The following is a 20603-nucleotide window of genomic DNA, read 5'->3' as shown; positions in this document are numbered from 1 at the left end:
GTCTGTCACTTATCTTCCGTTAAAATAAACGGTTCAGGTTAAGTGGTGGTATTCAGGGAAAAGAAATGAAAGCGGTCGTCGTCGGAGAAACAAAGTTTTATCCATCCAAGATTCTATGTGTGGGACGTAATTATGTCGAACACATCCATGAGCTGGGTAATGAAGTGCCGGAAAACATGGTGGTCTTCAATAAGCCTAACTCAAGCATAGCGACCGAGTTGCACTCTTTTCTCGATGAATCTCTCCATTACGAGGCAGAAATCTGCTTTATTATCAAAGACAAGCAATTGCACGCCGTCGGCTTTGGTTTAGATCTTACCAAGCGTGCTCTGCAATCTAAGCTCAAAGGCAAAGGACTGCCTTGGGAGCGTGCGAAAGCGTTCGACCACTCTGCCAAGTTCAGTCGATTTATCCCTCTTGAAGGCTTAGATGTGAGTAAATTAGAGGTGGAGCTTTTTATCAACAGTATGCGCATGCAGCTCGGCGGCACGTCTCAGATGCTCTACAAGCCACAAGTCATCTTGCAAGAGCTTAACTCATACACGAGCCTAGAGGACGGAGACGTGGTTATGACTGGTACACCACAGGGGGTGGGAGAGATTGTTGCGGGGGACCGATTCCTTGGCCGCATCAAGCACGACGGCAAGGCAATTATTGAGGTTGAATGGGTTGCGGTTTAATTAACGATTTGGGCAACGCTAGAAACAAAAACACCCCGCTAATTGCGGGGTGTTTGCGTATGAATGCGATTACAGCTCGATAGTCACTGTTTCGCCGTCTACAGTCAGAAGAAGTGTGTTGCCTTCAACTTTATGTGACACTTCAACTTGCTCGCCGTTGTTCTTGTTTGGAACCAATAGCGTTAGAATGTTGTGCTGCTTAGCTGCAGAGAATTCCACTTCTACGTGACGGTGGATTTCTAGGTCTTGGTACTCGTAAGGGTCTACGTCACCAAAGCCTTCAACATTTTTCACAGAGGTGATGCTGTCAGCGCTGTCGTTGATGAAGCTCACGTCTAGGTGTGCATTCTCACCACGGATAGCAAATGACTTATCAGCTGTCTCTGTGTTGAACGTTGTGTGCATTAGCCAAGTCAGGTCTTTCTCTTCACCGAAGCTTGCTTTGTCCTGCATTACGAACACTTTGCCTTTCACAAACCAGATCTTACGCTTATAAGACTCGATGTCTGGCGTGAAGAACTTGTATGAGGCTGTTGCATCACCTTCAACGAACTTAACATCAGAATCTGTATCGTAATCAGTGATTTGACCACCAGCTTCGATACAGAAGCGATCTTGGTGACCTTCGAAGTTCGTGTTCTTGTTCTCGCCGTACTGGCCTTTACCATTAAATAGTGGAAGGTTCTTAGAGAACGTGTGACGACGCCACTTAGTGTGCATGTCTACGCCGAAGCCACCGTAGTAACCAGTGATAGATGCCAGAGTTTCACCAAATGCATGCAGTGTGAATGCGTTTTGGTCACCGTGCGAGTGGCTGATTGAGCCAAACGGGCTGCACTTGAATACCATGTGGATGTGCTCATCGCGCTCAGTCATACGGTTGTGGAACGCAGCCCAACCTGTAATTGGGAACACTTTTAGCAGTGGATCGTTAGACGGCGCTTGTTCTTCTGGTGCATCCCATAGGATGTTGAAGCGAAGATCGTCGTAGCCGAAGTCCCACCAACCGAAGTTGTAGAATTTAGTGTGCGCTTCAGTATCACGACCTTTAAGTTGGTTGTAGTACCAAACGTACTCTGGCTTCTGGTTAACACCTGCGTAATGCTTGATGTTGTATGCCAGTTTAAGACCAGGGAAGTCACCGATAGATGACTGGTCACAGAAACTTGCGCGCTTCGAGTGAACAGGCATGCAGTATAGCGGGAAGTCACCTGTGTTCTCGTAGAAGGTTTTGTTGAACATATTCACGCCAGTGTACGCTTTCAATAGGTCGAAAGCTTCACCTAAGAATGCGGTTTGCGTGTTCCAGTAGTCAGGACCTTCAGCCCAACCGCCGTCTTCGCCGCCCCATGGTGGGTAGTGAACTGCGTAGTATTCTAGAGCGTAAGCGATGTATTCGCCTGCTTTAGGGTGGTCGTGATAAAGCGCAATACACGTCGGAATGATAGCAGACGAGATTGAACGAACACCGTGGCTGTTCAGTGGGTTAGCCAGTAGGTCAACCGTCACTTTTAGGTGATGCATGATTTCGTCTAGGCGAGTCACTAGTGCTTCACGTACGATTTCGCGCTCTTCTTCTGTGAAGTGAGCGTGTAGCCAGTCGTAACCCCAAGCCATTGCTGCGATAACGCGGAACGCCGCTTCATCGTTGTAGCCGCGAGATGTCACGCCGTCTGGATTGTAAGTAGCGAGTTGAAGTGTCCACGCTTTTGCTTTTGCGATTAGCGCTTCGTCTTCTTTCACGATACCTGCGATAGACAAGTTACGAGTTGCGTTAAGTGCCATTTGGCAATCAACGTACATTTGACGCCAGTAAGGACGCCACAGAGAGGCTTTACCTACTGTTTCTTCCGGGTATGGCTGTGGCTCTGCGTATGGTGCAGTGTCTAGGAACTTCTTCGTTGAGTTATTGAAGAAGTCGTCGAACATACAGTAAGACTCATCTTCTTTAACCTTAGCTTTGAACTCAGCCAACTCTTCAGATTGGATAAGTAGGCGAGGACGAGCCTCAGAAAGGTTGTCTAGGAAAGAAAGGTCAAAGTCTCTCTTTTGAACTTCAATAGGAAGTAGGTCAACCAAGTTACCCGCTGAAGTATCGTTCTCCAGCTTCATCTTCTTGATTGCGTCGAATGATTTCTCGTTACTCATACGAACTCTCTTGTAGATACAAATGTGTCGAAAAGGAATTGCAGGTAATATGACATATTGTCATACAATAATAAAATACTTCTACGCATTCTCTTACGTTTTTGTGAAGTGTAACCAATGACGAAATTTGGTCGCGTTATCGACTTGTAACAAGAAACCTAACTTAGCATTTTGTCAAAATCTTTAGAGTGTTCGATAAGCCGTGTTCACAAAAAGTCTCCGATTATTTTTATGCTTGCAGATCTGGAAATCTCTAACTAGCCTTTAGTTAACAAAAATATAACAATTTGTTTCTGGTTGTATTTTATTGATACCGGACTCAATAAGTAAGTGGTTAAGTTTTCGTCTTGACCGTTTACTTGTGCAGTTTGGCATTACTTTTTGAGACCCAATGAAGGGTCGAAAAAACCTAGTTGGTCTTCGTTTACCGTCGTCGAATCACAGCTTGTTGGGTTTTGATTACGGGCTTGTCCCATCCTAGATTGTTTGATCACTCTCTGGACGTGCTTGGTACAAGTCATAGGGGAACCACGTCAAAAACGGCGTGGCTAGGCAAAGGAGAAATCTTTTGAAGAGATTGCTGACCATTCACGTTGGGATTGGTTTGGCGACTGCGCTTGTCAGCCAACCTCTCCTCGCCGAGTCGAGTAACTACAACTTGACTCGGGGTGTTACTGATATCAGTAACCAAGTCTATGACCTGCATATGCTCATCTTTTACATTTGCTGTGCAATCGCCTTTGTGGTGTTTGGGGTGATGTTTTACTCCATTTTCAAACACAGAAAGTCCAAAGGTGCTGTGCCTGCGAATTTCCACGAGAGTACCAAAGTCGAAGTTGTTTGGACCGTGATACCTATCATTATCTTGGTGTTGATGGCGATTCCTGCAACGAAAACCTTAGTGGCGATGGAAGATACCTCTCAATCAGAGATCACGATCAAAATTACCGGTTCGCAGTGGAAGTGGCATTACGCGTACTTTGGCGAAGACGTTGAATTCTTTTCGTTGATGTCGACCTCGCAAAAACAGATCGATGGGATAGAAGAGAAGGGGGCGCACTATCTGCTTGAAGTGGATAACCCGCTGGTAGTACCCATCGATAAAAAGATCCGTTTCTTAATGACTTCCGATGACGTTATCCATTCATGGTGGGTTCCTGACTTTGCGGTTAAGAAGGACACCATCCCGGGCTTTATCAATGAAGCTTGGACCAAAATTGACGAGCCTGGTGTCTATCGGGGTCAATGTGCCGAACTTTGCGGCAAAGCGCACGGCTTTATGCCAATTGTAGTTCAAGCCATGACACAAGCGGATTACGACGTATGGTTGGCTGGCAAGCGAGAAGAGATGGCATTAGCCAAAGCCGAAGCGGCCAAAGCATTGGATGCGACGCTTTCTATTGAAGAGCTATTGACTACGGGCGAGAGCATATATGCAAGTCGCTGCTCTGTCTGCCACCAAGCGAATGGACAAGGTCTTCCCGGTGCGTTCCCTGCGATTGCAGGGGCCGAAGTAGCGACGACGGGCCCTATTGATACCCACATCAGCAAAATTGTTGACGGAGTGCCTGGTACAGCCATGCAGTCGTTCGCCAATCAGCTAACCGATAAAGAGATCGCAGCTGTTATTACCTATCAGCGTAATGCTTGGGGTAATAACACAGGAGATGTAATTCAAGCCTCAGACATCAATGCGTACAAAACTCAGGAAGCGGAGCCTAGCTCCAAGGAGTTATGATGAAAACGGATCCAATGGAAAAAGTGAAAGCATCCGCAGTGACCGATGCTGACATGAGCCGCGCAAACAGCACGGCAGTCTTAGAAGACGATCATCATGATCACGCGCCCTCAGGTTGGCAGCGCTGGGTATACTCCACAAGTCACAAGGATATAGGAACCCTCTACCTCTGGTTCAGCTTTATTATGTTCTTGACCGGCGGAGCCATGGCGATGGTCATTCGCGCCGAATTGTTCCAGCCTGGTTTGCAGCTTGTAGAGCCAAACTTCTTTAATCAGATGACGACGGTACATGGCTTGATTATGGTGTTCGGCGCAGTGATGCCCGCGTTTACGGGCTTAGCAAACTGGATGGTGCCGCTAATGATTGGTGCGCCGGATATGGCGCTGCCGCGCATGAACAACCTAAGTTTCTGGATCTTGCCTTTTGCGTTTCTCATTCTGATTGCTTCACTGTTTATGCCGGGTGGTGGTCCTAACTTTGGCTGGACCTTCTACGCACCGCTATCAACCACCTACGCGCCAGATAGTACGGCACTGTTTGTATTCTCGGTTCATATCATGGGTATCAGTTCGATCATGGGGGCGATCAACGTGATCGTGACCATTTTCAACATGCGAGCGCCAGGCATGACACTGATGAAAATGCCTCTGTTTGTGTGGACATGGTTAATTACGGCATTCCTACTGATTGCGGTAATGCCGGTACTTGCTGGGGCGGTGACCATGGTGCTGACCGACAAGTACTTTGGTACCAGCTTCTTCGACGCCGCTGGTGGTGGTGACCCAGTCATGTTCCAGCATATCTTCTGGTTCTTCGGACACCCTGAGGTGTACATCATGATTTTGCCATCCTTTGGCATCATCTCTGCGATAGTGCCAGCATTTAGTGGCAAGAAGCTGTTCGGGTATCACTCAATGGTGTACGCAACATGCAGTATCGCCTTGCTCTCATTCTTGGTGTGGGCACACCATATGTTCACGACTGGGATGCCGGTGTTTGCTGAGCTCTTCTTCATGTATTGCACAATGCTCATAGCCGTACCAACGGGCGTGAAGGTGTTTAACTGGGTGGCAACCATGTGGCGCGGGGCATTAACGTTTGAAACGCCGATGTTGTTTGCCATCGCCTTTATTGTATTGTTCACCATCGGTGGATTCTCGGGCTTGATGTTGGCGATAGTGCCAGCTGACTTCCAGTACCATGACACTTACTTTGTTGTGGCGCACTTCCATTATGTGTTGGTATCTGGCGCTGTGTTCTCCATCATGGCTGCTGCCTACTATTGGCTGCCTAAGTGGACGGGGAACATGTATGACCACAAGCTCAGTTTGTGGCATTTCTGGTGCTCAGTTATCTCGGTGAATGTGCTGTTCTTCCCTATGCACTTCTTGGGCTTAGCTGGCATGCCACGCCGGATTCCAGACTACGCAATTCAGTTCGCGGATGTGAACCAGATCGTCTCTGTTGGCGGGTTTGCATTTGGTTTGTCGCAGCTTATCTTCCTTTGGTTGGTCATCAAGTGCATTAAAGGTGGTCAGAAGGCTGAAGCCAAGCCTTGGGAACGTGCTGAAGGCTTAGAGTGGACAGTACCGAGCCCTGCACCTCATCATACATTCACAACACCACCAAAGATTGATTAACAAGGTGGATTGCCATGGATAGCGAAACTAAAAAATCGAACAGAAAACTGGTGGGCTGGCTGGGTGTCGCCGTAGTTGCGATGTTTGGCTTTGGTTTCGCTTTGGTGCCTCTTTACGACATTATGTGTGAGGCGCTTGGCATTAACGGTAAAACCAATACCGAATCCGCTGTTCAGCCTGTGGGCATGCGAGCCGACATCTCACGCACTATTCGTGTTGAATTTATGGCACATGTTAATCCAGATATGCCTTGGGCGTTCAAGCCAGAGAAGCTCTCTTTGGACGTACATCCCGGTGAAGTCATTCAAACAGCCTATCTGGCTAAGAACCAATCTAATCAATCACTAATAGGGCAGGCGGTGCCATCTGTATCACCGGGTACCGGAGCGACATACTTCAATAAAATAGAGTGCTTTTGCTTCAATCATCAACCGCTAGAGGGCAAAGGCGAAGCCGAAATGCCACTCATCTTTTATATCGAGCCAGACATTCCAGAGTCAATTCATACTCTGACCCTCTCTTACACCCTTTATAACATTACGAGCAGTGCTGCGACTCAAGGTGCCACTCTCGATATTTCTCGTGCAAAGGTCGGCAGCAGTAGCGACGCACTGAATCTATTAACATCGGAGATAAGCTATGAGTAAGACTCAAACTTATTATGTTCCGGCGCAGAGCAGTTGGCCCATTGTTGGAGCCGTAGCGCTGTTTTTTGTTGCAGTTGGGGCGGGGCTAACCGTTCAACATCTTGATACTGGTGGTGCAGGTAGCGTCATTGGGGGGATCGTATTAGCGCTTGGTGTGGCGGTACTTATCTACATGTTTTCTGGGTGGATGAGTAATGTTATCTCTGAATCCATGTCTGGGCTTTATTCTGCTCAGCTATCGCGCTCATTTAAGCAAGGCATGAGCTGGTTTATCTTCTCTGAAGTGATGTTTTTTGGTGCGTTCTTTGGTGCTCTGTTCTACGCAAGAATGATATCAGTCCCTTGGTTAGGCGGCGCAGACAATAATGCCATGACTCATGAGGTGTTGTGGCCGGCATTTGAGGCGATTTGGCCGCTCACTACCACTCCAGGCGGCACCACCACAGAAGCGATGCCATGGACGGGGTTACCACTACAGAACACCGTCATCCTGCTGTTATCGTCGATAACCCTGCATATGGCCCATGTCAGCCTTGAGAAAAACAAGCGTACCGCGCTCATTGTATGGCTAGAGATCACCATCGTCTTGGCTGCGTTTTTCTTATATTACCAAGCGGTCGAATACGCTCATGCTTATCAGGATATGGGATTAACCCTCCAATCGGGTATCTACGGCAATACCTTCTTCATGCTCACTGGCTTCCATGGTCTTCATGTATTTATTGGGACTGTGTTCTTAATCGTCCTTTTATTCCGAATAGCGAAAGACCACTTCACCCCTAAAGACCACTTTGGGTTCCAAGCGGGCAGTTGGTATTGGCACTTTGTCGATGTGGTGTGGTTGTGTCTATTTGTTTTTGTGTACGTCTTGTAGATATGGGAGCCCTGCGGAAGGTATTTCGCGGGGCAGAGAGTTTTAGTTAGTTCAACATGTTAGCTAGTAAGGTCGGGGGTTAGGCGTTAACAAACCACTTTGAAGCGCGATGATGAGAAGAATAATGACAATCGCGGAGAACAGAACACGACGACCCAAATAATAACTCATGGGTTTATCCGAATCAGGGTCGTCGCGCACCATTCGAATTAGGGCAAGCGCTAAGTTAAAGATGATGAAGAGTAACAGCAGTACTAAAGCAATCTTAAACAACAGTGTGGGCGACATTGGTACTCCTGGCGTTATCTGGTTCAAAACCGTGAAGTTTTGGATTGGTTTAGCTTTAACTTTGGTTGTGTTTTCAGCATTGGTCAAATTAGGAATGTGGCAACATCAACGCGGTGATGAAAAAGTTGCGTTGGAGGAAACGTTAGCGCAGCGTGCTTTGTTACCTGCCGCAGAGATTACTTCACTCTCTCTACCTCTAGCGAAGCAGAGTGAGCATAACTATCTGAAATGGATAGGTTTGCCAGTAAGTGCTTACTTGGTGCCTAGCTCTTCTCTATATTATCTCGACAATCAAACTCTAGATGGCGTGGTGGGTTATCTCGTTTATCAATTGATGATTGCTCCGTCACGACAAAATCAACGGTTTTTGGTAGAGCTGGGCTTCATTGCTGGAGGATTAGACAGACGTCACTTACCTGAGGTGACGCCAATATCAAAGCCAGTCGATGTTCAAGGGCGACTCTATAAGAAGATGGATAGCCCGCTTGGCAGTGAGTTGCACAGTGAGCGGTTTGCTGACGAACACTATTCGTTTTATCGGATTCAAAACCTTAATTTGGCACTGCTGAGTGAAGCGTTGCGTAGCGAACAGTCATTGAGAGGGGCTGATGTAGAAGCAATCGGAGGCGAGTTGTCAGCTTGGGTTATCCAACCAACCGACGATCTGACCGATTACCCGCATCCTTGGAAGCCAATCTCCATGAACTCAGCAAAGCATTATGGCTATTCGTTTCAATGGTTCACGATGGCAGCAGTATTCGCGCTGGTTGTTGTGGCCGCTTTTGTTAGATGGCGCAGCACTTCCGGTCGTGTAAAAAATGGAAATAGAGGGTGAAATATGAGTAGTAACCTAGGTATGGAGACCAGTAAGCCCGTCGTTGACCCCAAAACAGTGCGACGTGGCCGCTTAACCTTGATAGCTCTGGTGGTGTTTTTTGCATTACCTTTCATTATTGCCAAAGCCATTTTGAGCAACAACTGGTATGAGTCGGGCGTGACCAATCACGGTCAGCTCATTGAGCCTCGAATGACGTTTGAAACTCTGGGTATTAATAATCCACTGCAGAGCCAAAGTTGGCAGCTAGGTTTTATGCTACCCGCCGAGTGTGATGAAGCTTGTATGAACCGACTTTACATTATGGGGCAGACCTACCTCGCTTTAGGCAAGTATAAAGAGCGCGTGACACCCGTTGTATATGTTCTACCCGGGCAAGCACTGCCAGAACTTCCAGAGACCCTCACTGTGGTGACCGTTAACGATGCGTTCGCGGGCGTGGTGCCATCACAGGGCTATCTTATTGCAGACACGCTGGGTCAGTTGGTGATGTTTTTCCCTCCCGCTACCAAAGAAGAGCAGGTATCGCACAGTAAAGGACTACTCTCCGATCTCAGAAAGCTGTTGAAGCTTTCAAGAGTTGGGTGATCAGTAAACAAAGCAGAATCGGTAGGCAGAGCAAGGAGTCGCTATGGGATTGATGAACTTAGTTAAAGCAGCACTCGTTTTGACCGTTGTGGTCATTGCCATGGGAGCGTACACACGTTTGGCTGATGCTGGGCTTGGTTGCCCAGATTGGCCAGGATGTTACGGCAAGCTGACCGTCCCGAGCTCTAAAGTGGACGTAGAAGTTGCCAACACTCTATATCCAGAGCGAGCCGTAGAACCTTATAAAGCTTGGCTTGAAATGATTCATCGCTATCTTGCAGGCGGCCTAGGGTTAATGGTGTTTGCTATTACGGGCATCGCTTTAACTAAGTGTCGTGACAAGTTAGGAGCGCTGCTACCCGTCGCGCTCTCTCTGGTGATTATCTTTCAAGCAGCGCTCGGTATGTGGACAGTGACTCTTAAACTGATGCCAATTGTTGTTATGGGACACCTCATTGGCGGCTTTACCATGTTTTCGCTGCTGTTTTTCACTTATCTGAAGCTAAGACCTAAATTGGAAATAAGACGACAGAATACACCAGAAGAGAATTTGGAAAATACCAGTAAGTCGTTTGAGCCTAAGGTGGTCGATAGACCAACCTCACCAACCGCTCTAAATCTCGTCAGCTCTCGATTGAAGGCATTTGCACTCTTGGCATTGGTTGTCACGGTTGGTCAAATCATTCTAGGCGGTTGGACATCTTCTAATTACGCGGCTGTTGTCTGTACTGCGCTGCCTATTTGTGAAGGTAACTGGACTCAGTATCTGGACTTCAAAACCGCGTTTACACCCGTTCACTTTGGCTTTGATAACTACGAATTCGGGGTATTGGAATATCCTGCAAGAATGACGATTCATGTGACTCACCGCATTGGTGCCATCGTTGTGGCGTTGATTGTCGGCATGCTGGCATTTAGGCTACTTCGTTACCCCTACCAAGCGATTCGCAAGTTGGGCATGGTTGTCGCGGTTATTCTGGGTATCCAGTTAGCACTGGGCGTCAGTAATGTGGTTTTCCACTTACCACTTCCGGTCGCTGTGCTGCATAACCTAGGTGCAGCGCTATTGCTGCTCAGTCTTATTCATACTAATTATGCACTGCGCAGTGCGCGTTATATTCGAGCTGAAAAACCTAATCTAACCATTGTCGAAGCGACGACATCGATAAAAACGCTTAAGGCATCTGGAGACAAGGAGAGTTCTCTATGAGTAAAACCAATATCTTGGCATCGACGGCTAATACCACTGTTGTTAAGTCCTCCGTAAACTGGCGCGTTTATCTTACCTTGACCAAGCCAAAAGTGGTTGCGCTGATGATATTAACGGCATTGGTAGGGATGTGTCTGGCGGTACCGGGAGCTTTGCCCGTTCAAGCTAGTGTGCTTGGCCTATCTGGTATTGCATTGATGGCGGGTTCGGCTGCTGCATTCAATCACCTTATTGATAGACGCATTGACGCCATAATGGCTCGAACGCACAAACGACCGCTGCCTTCTGGCGATCTCAGCGCCGGAAAGGTCTTTGCTTTTGCGACGTCTATCGGTGTGCTTGGGTTTGTGGTGTTAGCGCTAGGGGTAAATTGGCTGACAGCTTGGCTCACATTCGCGAGCTTGCTGGGTTATGCCGTTGTATACACGCTTTATTTAAAGCGCGCGACGCCACAGAACATTGTGATCGCTGGCATAGCAGGGGCAATGCCACCGCTTTTAGGTTGGACCGCAGTCACGGGTGAGCTGCATGCGAATGCGTGGCTATTGGTGATGATCATCTTTATTTGGACCCCTCCACACTTTTGGGCACTGGCCATCCACCGTAAAGATGACTACGCCAAAGCGGATATTCCAATGCTGCCAGTCACACACGGTGTTGAATACACCAAAACCTCAATCTTGCTTTACACCATATTGTTGGCACTTGTGTGCCTTATGCCTGCACTTGTTGGCATGACTGGGCTTGTCTATTTGGCGGGATCCACCTTCTTAAGCGCTGGCTTTATTTATTATGCTTGGAAGTTAAAAGTGGCTGCGACAGAGAAAACGGCAATGGAGACGTTTAAGTTCTCTATTATTCATTTGATGGTGCTATTTGTTCTATTGCTTGTTGATCACTACGTGGCGATTTAGTTAGGTAAAGAGCAGTTCCAACGCCTTGTTTTACCTTATCTTTGCTGAGTCTCAAACCTTCTAAAAAGCAAAGATAGGGTAAGGCACAATAGGAAGTAACAAGCGCCAACAATAAGCCAGATTTCAAAAATAAGTCCTGAAGAGTTGGCCATTTCAGTACCGACAAACGTCATTTCTTGAATCGATATCAGCGAAACGATAGAGGTATCTTTTACTAAAGAAATAGCTTGTCCCGCGAGCGCCGGTGCCACGGCTGTTAGAACCTGTGGAGCGACGACATCTTTATACTGGTACCAAGTAGATAGCCCTAATGATTTTCCTGCCTCCCATTGCCCCTTAGGAATGGCGGATAGCCCCGCTCTTACAATTTCTGCAACGTAAGCAGATGAAAGCAGACCGATACAGATAACGCCAGAAAGAAGGTTTTCCCACAATGAGCTAGGTCCAAACAGAAAGGCTTGCCACGCAGAAATCTCACCCGTATACCCTCTCAAGATATCACTCAGTCCTAGTAATGGAATTAACTGATTCGAGATAAAGAAATAGAAAATGAAGATAAATACCAGTGGCGGGATATTTCTGACCAATTGAATAAATATATTGGCAGGTACACTGAAAACAGAGATAGCTGAGTGTTTTGCTAAACCCAACGCGGTCCCGAGAGTCACCGCTAGCACCATTCCCCATGCGCTTAGGCGTATCGTGGCGATGATGCCCTGAGCGAAATAAGGTAAGCCGCCATTGGCGGTAGGAGTGAACACCAACTCAAATGCTTGGCTCCAGCGCCAATGGTAGTTAATACCGATCGATGAACGATAGGCTAGCCATACGGCAACGCATATTAAAGCGATGATCAGGACGCCGTCGAGAAGTGTGGGTCTCCAACGTTTGCTGATCTGTTTTGGCGAAGGCACTGCGCTATTGTTCATCTTCATTGAGTTGGTGTCGCTCATAAGTACTATTGTCCGCCAGCGATCTGGTCTTGCCAATCTAGGGTTGAGAACCAGTACTCATAGCGCTCTTTTAACCAACCATCTTCGGTACGTGCTTGGATCCACTTATCAAAGAAAGCTTTCTTATCTTCTTCACCAAGTCTTACTGCGAAGGCTTCGTTACCTTTAGATAGACGGTCGCTGAATGGAATAAACAGCGCATCTGAGTGTTTAATCGCTTCATGCTCAGGCTTCGGGCTCGATGCAATAACTGCGTGCGCGTTGCCGTTTAATACCTCTTGGAAGGCTTGAGCATCATCATCAAACTGAAGTACTTTCGCTTTAGGGAATGTTTCGCGTGCTACCTGAACCGTAAAGGCTCCTCGGCGAGCAGCAATCTTCACACGGCGAGAGTCGAAGTCTTCAATCTTTGAAAAGTCGCCGGCGAGGGCTTTGCTCGCTGCAACCTGTACACCTGAGTGAGAGTATGCTTCGGTAAACAACACACTTTTTGAGCGCTCTGGAGTGATCGACATACCGCCAATGATGACATCGAATTTTTGTGATAAGAGGGCAGGGATGATACCGTCCCACGCAGTTGGTACGAACTCTACCTTCCAGCCAGAATCTTCAGCTAGACGCTTAGCAACATCGATTTCGAAGCCTACAAGTTCGCCTTGCTTATCTCTCATAGCCCAAGGTACGAATGTGGACATGCCGACTCTAAGTGTGCCTCGTTCATTAATCTTATCTAGGTTTGGTGTGTCACTAGCGGCGACACCGAATGATACTGCGAGGCCAATCGCAGCAGTTGTGGCGGCCTTGACTAAGTGCTTGAGTTTCCCTTTCATAGTTAGACTCCTTGGTGATAGATACAGTTACGTTAAATAACAGCGGTTTAGAATGCGATGGTCGATTAGTGTTAGGCTCGTTTCTCCTGACTTAGGCGATACTCAAGCCACGCGGAGAAACCAGAAAGTGTCAAAGTTAGCATCAGATAAATAGCCGCGACCGTGAACCAAATTTCAAATGGCATTGCCGTCTCGGCGACGATGTTTCTTCCCTCTGTTGTGAGGTCGAATATGGCCATCACGCTCACGATGGACGAGTTTTTGATGAGTGACACCACTTCGTTGGTCAAAGGTGGCAAGGTTCGACGAACCACTTGAGGAAGAATGACATCAAAATAAGTATAGAAACGGGATAAACCAATTGAGCGACAAGCCTCAAACTGACCTTTAGGAACGCTATTTAAACCCGCTCTAAGTATTTCTGCGGTATAAGCTCCCTGAAATAACGCGAGAGCGAACACCGCCGTTGAGAATCGGTCGAGCCCAATGATAGGACCGAATACAAAATACAACAGGTAGATTTGCACTAGCAGTGGCGTATTTCTTATTCCCTCGACATACGCGTGCGCAATCCCACGACCAACGACAGAGTTAGACGTTTTGAGAAGCGCGGTGATAAGCCCAAACAGTAGAGTAAAGACCAGAGCCAAGGCACTGATCTTTATCGTAACTAACAAACCTTCGAGAAGCTCCGCTGGCCACCATTCACCATCTTCATAAAAGGCGAGGTAATCGGGCACACGCTCCCATTGCCAACGATATCCCATTGCCTGGGCTCCGCTGTCCAATAGCCACGCTAGCGCTAACGCCACCAGTGCGATTTGCAGTAATGCCGATAATGCTGGCTTGAGTATTCTAAATAGCATCAGTGATTGAGGATCTTTTCCAAAAAGGCTTTAGTGCGAGGGTGCTGCGGTGCGTCAAAAATCTGACTAGGGGGGGCGGATTCCAATATCTGTCCCTCATCCATAAATACCACACTATCAGCAACGCGCTTTGCAAAGCCCATTTCATGGGTCACACACAGCATGGTCATTCCTTCTTCTGCGAGTTCAACCATTACGTTAAGAACCTCACTGATCATCTCAGGATCCAGCGCCGATGTTGGTTCATCAAACAGTAAGATATCCGGTTTCATGCAAAGTGAACGTGCAATGGCAACACGCTGCTGTTGGCCACCAGAGAGTTGAGAAGGGTACTTATTAGCTTGCTCAGCAATTTTCACTCGTTCTAGCATTTCCATTGCACGTGACTCTGCGTCTTGTTTTGAGAGTTTGAGCGTGCGGATTGGAGAGAGTGTGAGGTTTTCGAGCACAGTAAGGTGAGGAAATAAGTTGAAGTGCTGAAACACCATGCCCACTTGACCGGGCTTTATCTGCTTGGAGCCAACCTCGTGTCCCAATACTTGAATGTCACCAGAGTTATAGGCTTCCAATCCGTTGATACAACGGATGAGTGTCGATTTTCCAGAGCCCGAAGGGCCGCAAATGACGACGATTTCGCCCTGCTTGACTTCAAGTTCGATAGAATCTAAGGCTTGGAAGTCTCCAAACCACTTATTGACGTTGCTAAATTGTACTGCGTTCACGTGGAACCCATTGTTTTTGTTATCTCTCCATACATTAGCAACATAGATAAACCATCACAACACCCAGATGTATTTTGTGGATACTCCGTGCACCATAGCAAAAGCACTCAGTTAGTAGTCATTATGACTCATTTGTGTTTTTATTTATCGATTTTGAATAAGGTCTATTAGACACACTTTTAATGTTGTTACTATGTTAATTTTAATAAAAACAATAAGATAAAAATTGGCATGCGAAATGCTATATGGGCTTCAGGAAATAATCAGCTTTGGCTAAGTACCAAAGCACGACTTAAAATACTGGAGTCCTTATTATGTTCTGTATTCAATGCGAGCAAACTATTCAAACCCCTGTCTCTAAGGGGTGTTCATACACACAAGGTATGTGTGGCAAAACGTCAGAAGTCTCCGACCTACAAGACGTATTAGTGTATACCCTGCAGGGTGTTTCATTCTGGGCTGACCAAGGTCGTAAATTTGGTATTGTTGACCAAGAAATAGACCAGTGGGCGCCGAGAGCCTTCTTCTCTACACTAACTAACGTTAACTTTGACCCAGAGCGTATCATCGAGCTCTCTAATCTAGCGGCGGAATATAAAACTCGCCTTCAGCAGCAAGTACAAGCCGCATCTCTGGTCAAAGGTATTGCCATCGATGCGCTATCTCCTGCGGCGAAATTTGAGCTACCAACTACAAAAGAGGCACTACTAGAGTTTGCCCCTACCGCAGCAGTCAACCGTGGTCATGACAGCCTGCACGAGGATGTGATTGGTCTGCGTTTACTTTGCCTATATGGTCTAAAAGGCGCGGCTGCTTACCTTGAGCATGCGCGCGTATTGTCTCAGACCGACGAAGCTGTGTATGGTGAATATCATCAAATCATGGCTTGGCTAGGCACTGACCCCGTTGACCTTGAGCCACTGCTTAATACCTCAATGCAGATTGGTTTGATGAACTACAAAATCATGGAGATGCTCGATAAAGGTGAAACTGACACCTTCGGTCATCCTGAGCCAACGCAAGTGAATGTAAAGACCGTTAAAGGTAAGTGTATCCTTGTGTCTGGTCATGACCTGCACGATTTAGAGAAGATCCTTCAGCAAACCGAAGGCTTGGGTATTAATGTCTACACCAATGGTGAGATGCTTCCTGCTCACGCTTATCCTGAGCTGAAAAAATACCCACACCTTGTTGGCAACTATGGTAGCGCTTGGCAAAACCAGCAGAAAGAGTTCGCGAACTTCCCTGGTGCGATTGTGATGACCTCCAACTGCCTGCTCAATCCGAATGTCGGCCAATACGCCGACCGCTTGTTCACGCGTAGTATCGTAGGTTGGCCAGGTGTTGCTCACATTGAAGGTGATGATTTCAAACAAGTGATCGACTGTGCGCTAGCTCAAGATGGCTTCCAGCATGACGAAATCGAGCACATGATCACGGTTGGTTTTGGTCGTAATGCGTTGATGCAAGCAGCTCCAGCAGTAGTAGAGCAAGTGAAAGCGGGCGCGATTAAGCACTTCTTCCTTGTCGGCGGTTGTGATGGTGACAAATCTGAGCGTAGCTACTACACAGACTTTACTGCTCAGGCGCCAGAAGACAGCGTTATTTTGACTTTGGCTTGTGGTAAATTCCGCTTCAATAAAAATCAGTTTGGCGACATCAACGGTATCCCGCGTCTGTTGGATGTCGGTCAATGTAATGATGCTTATTCAGCAATCCAACTCGCGCTTGCTCTGGCAAATGAGTTCGATTGCGATATCAACGAACTGCCTCTGACACTGGTGCTTTCTTGGTTCGAGCAAAAGGCGATCGTGATTCTACTGACCTTGTTAGCACTGGGTGTGAAAGGTATTTATACCGGTCCAACAGCGCCTGCATTTCTAACCGACAACCTAATGGGCATTCTGCAAGATAAGTTCGACATGCGCGGTATTACAACCGTGGAAGAAGACTTAAAAACGATTCTGGCAGCGTAAACGTAGGTGACGGAAATGACGCCTTTGGGCGTCATTTCTTTATTAGGAGAAGCAAAATGGCATGGTCCGATTCAGAGACAATTCAACTAACCTGCACCAAGAAATGGTTTGAGACGCCAGATTCGGTGTCATTCGAGCTATCGAGTGACTCTGAGCAAGATTCGTTCGACTTCAAGGCAGGACAGTTTTCTTCACTTGGGTTTGATATCGATGGGAACAAGACGTTTCGCGCCTATTCGATCAGCTCAGTACCAGGTGAACAACGTCTTAAGTTTACTGTTAAGCGTGTCCCTAACGGTTTGGTCTCTAACCATATTGTTGACAGCCTTTCGGTAGGAAGTAAGGTAGATGCGCAAGCGCCGGTTGGGCAGTTTAATAGTGTTGATTGCGTTCCAAAACAGAAAGTGCTGATGCTGAGTGCTGGCTGTGGTGTGACACCGATTATGTCGATGGTTGACCAGTGGCTGGTGCAAGATACAAATATTGATATTGAGTTTTTTCACCTCGCTAAGAGTAAGCAAGACGCCATCTATTTTGACAGGCTTGTTGAGCTAAACCGAACGGTGGATCAGTTTCATCTCAACATGCTGCTTGAAGACAATGCTGGGACGACCTTTCCACAAGGCATGATAAGCCTCGAATGGATTAACAAGTTAGTGGCGGATTTTCGAGATCGTACCGTCTATTTGTGTGGCCCTACAGGCTTTATGGAAGCGGTCAAATCAGCCCTCGAACAAGCACAATTTGATATGTCCCAGTTCCATCAAGAAAGTTTTACTCCTACCCAGTTGAATGCTGAGGTTGGAGAAAGCGTGGTAAAAGTTGCAGTGCCAGATTTTGGTATGGAACTGGAAGCGGATGAAGGTAGCTTACTGATCGATGCGCTCGAGAAAGGTGGAGTGCCTGTCATCGCTGCGTGCCGAAGTGGCATCTGTGGTTCGTGCAAGTGCAAAGTGAAGGTTGGTCAGGTTGAGTCTACAAGCTTTGAAACCTTGTCAGATGAAGATAGAGCGAATGGCTATGTGTTGGCATGTTCGAGTACTATCAAGTCTGATTTAGAGGTAAGCCTTAACTAATAGCTGGCTAAGATTGACAAAAAAGGCGCGAGTTAAGCGCCTTTTTTGTCCCTGCGTTTAAACGAGAAGCATAGGGCTATCGGAAGTTAAACAACTCTGAGTGGAACATGGAAGCGTCAAGCTTTAATGTTTTGAGCTGTGTTAGCAGGGCATTTTTAAACCCTACAGGACCACAAAACCAGATGCTGCGCTCCGCCAAATCAGGGTGTTTTTGGTGTATCTGCTCGATAGACAAAAACGGTTTAAGTCGATTATCTATGACATGAAACTCGACGTTTGCTTTGGCAGCCGCGATCTCCATTTCCCGAATCAAGGATTTTGATGGTGCTTGGGTACAATAGTAGAACACGACGTTGTCATTAGACTTCGATGTCGCGAGCTCCTCTAGACGCGCTTTAAACGCTGCGCAGCCTATGCCTCCTGCAATCCAAATTTGTTTTCTGTTGTCGTTGAAATTAAATCGACCATACGGTCCTTCCACTTCGACTTGTTGACCTACGGACACTTGGTTCTGAATGTCGGAGGTAAAGTCTCCTAATGCTTTGACCAAAAAGCCCACTTGCTGATTTCCCTTATCGAACGACGCGATGGTGAAAGGATGAGGCTCTTCATCACCAAGTTTTATAAACGCAAATTGACCGGATTGATGCCCTTTCCAAGATGGAAGTTGTGCCACCACCTCAGTCGTCGAGTTCTCTTCGTTGAAGTGGACGTCGACAATCGAGCCTATGTGCTTGCGGCTGTTCCCAATCTTTCCTAATAAGCTCCACAACGCGGCGATAACGCCCGCTAAAACGATAACAACAGTAATTGGTGTGATCGCATTATCCCAATACGCGTGTTTCAACAATACAAGTGAGTGGTAGCCAATGACGACGAACGCAATGGTCATCAACTTGTGCGTCCATTTAAACACCTTGTATTTTACTGGAGTAAACAGCGCTAATAACGTAAGAGCAATAAACAGATACAGCATCCATTCTCCCATGGCTTCAGCGCTGCCGCGAAGTGGTTGAATCACAGCATAAAGTGAGTCTGGGTCGATCGAGGCCGGTGAACCGCGTTGCGGACGCTCCATATATCCAGCGCTAACGAGCTGTTTCGGCACAATAGCTAAAAGCCAGTGCATTGCGCCTATGATGACGCCATATATCGCTGTCCACTTGTGTAGACGATATGATTTATCTAACCCTCGAGTAAGATTTTCAAGGACGGGAAGTCGCAGTGCCAGCAACATGGTAAGGGTCAGAAACAATACTGAAACGATTCCAGTGAGTTGTAGTAATGCGCTTCGCCACGGCATAAAGCTCTCATAGTCTAGCAATGAGGGCTCGGCTTGAAACCAGATAAAGGTGACCACCAACACGAGGGCGAGCACCATAGAATAGAGTTTTTTCATAATAACGCTCCTGTTGGGTTTTAACTCTACTCCATGCTATGTAAGGCAACGTCATGCTAGGTAAATCAATGTAAATGCTTGAGCTAGGTTGGCTTTAGCGAGGTTTAATCACTATTCATCTCATCTCTAGGTTAGGATTAAACAATATCAGCTAAAGTGCATATTAAGATGAAAAAACTGCTGTCTATTCAAAGCCTAATAATTATGTTCTGTTTGTCATTAACTCTGATTCCGGTGTTCTACAAAGTTGATAAACCAGGTATGAGGTTGCCAGAGTGTTCGATGGGAGAGCTTGTCGAAACGCCGATTTTTTTCTTTGTGTCGAAAACCATGATTGAGAACTATGGTCTAGAAGAGGTCACGAGTGAGATTGAGCGCTCCGTGAGAAAAAGTAATGTCATCATGAAAAACTCTTGCATACCGATGAAGCGGAGCGTAGCCGAGGTTTCAGTGGTGGATTTTAGTGGTAGAGCTCTGTTTGATATCGACAAGATTAGGGAAGATTTAGCTGAACTGATTGGAGAAGAAAAACATCGATACATTGAATCTTCCCCGAATCATTTTTATGGCGTCATCCTAGCGGACGACGATGGTTATTTTGAGGAATACACCATTGGTACGACCAACCCTGATGTAAATAGCCAGTTCTTTTTGTTGTCTGAACACGCTGACGAGTACACGCTAGAGCATGAATTAGGGCATTTATCTTGGGCTTGGCACGATGACCGTTCTTGGTTCAAAGTACTGGATGAATCTTTAGAAAAGCATACCTCAGACATTAATAAAGACAGGTTGAAGCCCTATGCGCGAGGGTATCAGTGTGGCGGTGCGGGAACCATAATGAGTTATGAGTCCGAGCTGCTCTCAATTTACTCCAGCCCTGAGATTACCAACAATGGCAGAGCTTGTGGTGACCCTTTACACGCAGATAACGCCCGCCAACTTAGAGAGTTTGCAGAAGCGCTGCGAGTTAAACTGCAAGCTATTCAGGTATCAACGGAAAGCTCATCCTAGTCAGTACAACAAGCGTTATGACGATGCAGTAGAGGGCAATCAAAGACAGTGCTGCGTTTGTAGGGTGAAGTTTGACGTACCAAAGCCTGATGTAAAAAAGAGCGACCGAAGCGCCCAGTAAAAAGACGAGCTCAACAAGATTGCCCAAGCTTTGTGCGCCAATTCCTGACGTCGCAAGCAGTGACCATGTAGCGAATACGCT

19 protein-coding genes are annotated in these 20603 nt (G+C 47.0%); 12 read left to right on the top strand and 7 right to left on the bottom strand.

Annotation, left to right across the window (positions count from 1 at the left end; all coding sequences use genetic code 11):
* Window positions 1–65 precede the first annotated feature (65 nt).
* Window positions 66–680: a fumarylacetoacetate hydrolase family protein gene (locus tag AC6I8U_RS19345; protein ID WP_498019349.1), complete on the top strand. Its 615-nt coding sequence runs from the start codon at window positions 66–68 to the stop codon at window positions 678–680.
* A 69-nt stretch (window positions 681–749) separates the two neighbouring features.
* Here AC6I8U_RS19345 and AC6I8U_RS19340 read toward each other — a convergent pair whose 3' ends face one another.
* Window positions 750–2828 carry a DUF4962 domain-containing protein gene (locus tag AC6I8U_RS19340; protein ID WP_498019348.1) on the bottom strand — a complete coding sequence of 693 codons (2079 nt, stop codon included), beginning with the start codon at window positions 2826–2828 and terminating at the stop codon, window positions 750–752.
* 568 nt (window positions 2829–3396) lie between these two features.
* On the opposite strand from AC6I8U_RS19340, the gene coxB reads away from it, so the two are divergent.
* Genes coxB through AC6I8U_RS19320 form a run of 4 tightly spaced genes read left to right on the top strand, consistent with a single transcriptional unit; the run spans window position 3397 to window position 7730 of the window.
* Window positions 3397–4566: a cytochrome c oxidase subunit II gene (gene coxB / locus AC6I8U_RS19335; RefSeq protein WP_498019347.1), complete on the top strand. Its 1170-nt coding sequence runs from the start codon at window positions 3397–3399 to the stop codon at window positions 4564–4566.
* Window positions 4566–6209, top strand: a complete 1644-nt coding sequence (ctaD, locus tag AC6I8U_RS19330) for a cytochrome c oxidase subunit I (RefSeq protein ID WP_498019603.1) — start codon at window positions 4566–4568, stop codon at window positions 6207–6209. Before coxB ends, ctaD begins: the two co-directional genes overlap by 1 nt.
* Before the next feature lie 14 nt (window positions 6210–6223).
* Window positions 6224–6856 (top strand): cytochrome c oxidase assembly protein, encoded by a 633-nt coding sequence (locus AC6I8U_RS19325; protein ID WP_498019346.1) that lies wholly within the window; start codon window positions 6224–6226, stop codon window positions 6854–6856.
* Window positions 6849–7730 carry a cytochrome c oxidase subunit 3 gene (locus AC6I8U_RS19320; protein WP_234496300.1) on the top strand — a complete coding sequence of 294 codons (882 nt, stop codon included), beginning with the start codon at window positions 6849–6851 and terminating at the stop codon, window positions 7728–7730. Before AC6I8U_RS19325 ends, AC6I8U_RS19320 begins: the two co-directional genes overlap by 8 nt.
* A 63-nt stretch (window positions 7731–7793) precedes the next feature.
* On the opposite strand, the gene AC6I8U_RS19315 is transcribed toward AC6I8U_RS19320, so the two are convergent.
* Window positions 7794–8018 carry a DUF2909 family protein gene (locus AC6I8U_RS19315; RefSeq protein ID WP_042469869.1) on the bottom strand — a complete coding sequence of 75 codons (225 nt, stop codon included), beginning with the start codon at window positions 8016–8018 and terminating at the stop codon, window positions 7794–7796.
* On the opposite strand from AC6I8U_RS19315, the gene AC6I8U_RS19310 reads away from it, so the two are divergent.
* The 4 genes from AC6I8U_RS19310 to cyoE are packed head-to-tail and all read left to right on the top strand — an operon-like array spanning window position 7963 to window position 11565.
* Entirely contained in the window at window positions 7963–8853 is an 891-nt protein-coding gene (locus AC6I8U_RS19310; RefSeq protein WP_498019345.1) for an SURF1 family protein, read from the top strand. The two genes, AC6I8U_RS19315 and AC6I8U_RS19310, sit on opposite strands and share 56 nt — an antisense overlap.
* A 3-nt stretch (window positions 8854–8856) precedes the next feature.
* On the top strand, window positions 8857–9441 hold the full coding sequence (locus AC6I8U_RS19305) for a redox-active disulfide-containing membrane protein (RefSeq protein WP_498019344.1): 585 nt from the start codon (window positions 8857–8859) through the stop codon (window positions 9439–9441).
* A gap of 43 nt (window positions 9442–9484) precedes the next feature.
* Complete coding sequence (locus AC6I8U_RS19300) at window positions 9485–10651, top strand: COX15/CtaA family protein (RefSeq protein WP_498019343.1); 1167 nt, start codon at window positions 9485–9487, stop codon at window positions 10649–10651.
* The gene (cyoE, locus tag AC6I8U_RS19295) at window positions 10648–11565 is read left to right on the top strand and encodes a heme o synthase (RefSeq protein ID WP_234496304.1); all 918 of its coding nucleotides are present in this window, start codon (window positions 10648–10650) and stop codon (window positions 11563–11565) included. The genes AC6I8U_RS19300 and cyoE overlap by 4 nt, the downstream gene beginning before the upstream one ends.
* A gap of 35 nt (window positions 11566–11600) precedes the next feature.
* Here cyoE and AC6I8U_RS19290 read toward each other — a convergent pair whose 3' ends face one another.
* The 4 genes from AC6I8U_RS19290 to AC6I8U_RS19275 form a co-directional block, all read right to left on the bottom strand.
* A complete protein-coding gene (locus AC6I8U_RS19290) occupies window positions 11601–12494 on the bottom strand; it encodes an amino acid ABC transporter permease (RefSeq protein ID WP_498019602.1) in 894 nt (297 codons plus the stop codon).
* A gap of 29 nt (window positions 12495–12523) precedes the next feature.
* Window positions 12524–13348, bottom strand: coding sequence for a transporter substrate-binding domain-containing protein (locus tag AC6I8U_RS19285; protein ID WP_498019342.1), 825 nt, complete (start codon window positions 13346–13348; stop codon window positions 12524–12526).
* A gap of 71 nt (window positions 13349–13419) precedes the next feature.
* Complete coding sequence (locus AC6I8U_RS19280; protein ID WP_498019341.1) at window positions 13420–14214, bottom strand: amino acid ABC transporter permease; 795 nt, start codon at window positions 14212–14214, stop codon at window positions 13420–13422.
* Window positions 14214–14936, bottom strand: coding sequence for an amino acid ABC transporter ATP-binding protein (locus AC6I8U_RS19275; protein WP_498019340.1), 723 nt, complete (start codon window positions 14934–14936; stop codon window positions 14214–14216). The genes AC6I8U_RS19280 and AC6I8U_RS19275 overlap by 1 nt, the downstream gene beginning before the upstream one ends.
* 314 nt (window positions 14937–15250) lie before the next feature.
* On the opposite strand from AC6I8U_RS19275, the gene hcp reads away from it, so the two are divergent.
* On the top strand, window positions 15251–16912 hold the full coding sequence (gene hcp, locus AC6I8U_RS19270) for a hydroxylamine reductase (protein WP_498019339.1): 1662 nt from the start codon (window positions 15251–15253) through the stop codon (window positions 16910–16912).
* Between the two features lie 56 nt (window positions 16913–16968).
* Window positions 16969–17988 carry an FAD-binding oxidoreductase gene (locus AC6I8U_RS19265; RefSeq protein WP_498019338.1) on the top strand — a complete coding sequence of 340 codons (1020 nt, stop codon included), beginning with the start codon at window positions 16969–16971 and terminating at the stop codon, window positions 17986–17988.
* Between the two features lie 76 nt (window positions 17989–18064).
* Here AC6I8U_RS19265 and AC6I8U_RS19260 read toward each other — a convergent pair whose 3' ends face one another.
* Entirely contained in the window at window positions 18065–19387 is a 1323-nt protein-coding gene (locus tag AC6I8U_RS19260; RefSeq protein ID WP_498019337.1) for a ferredoxin reductase family protein, read from the bottom strand.
* Window positions 19388–19555: 168 nt separating this feature from the next.
* Here AC6I8U_RS19260 and AC6I8U_RS19255 point away from each other — a divergent pair, with 168 nt between their 5' ends.
* On the top strand, window positions 19556–20401 hold the full coding sequence (locus tag AC6I8U_RS19255; protein WP_498019336.1) for a hypothetical protein: 846 nt from the start codon (window positions 19556–19558) through the stop codon (window positions 20399–20401).
* Window positions 20402–20603 lie beyond the last annotated feature (202 nt).

Source organism: Vibrio sp. KUL80 (assembly GCF_059725495.1).
The sequence above is the reverse complement of the archived record's forward strand: the minus strand, read 5'-3'. Positions and strand labels throughout refer to the sequence as shown.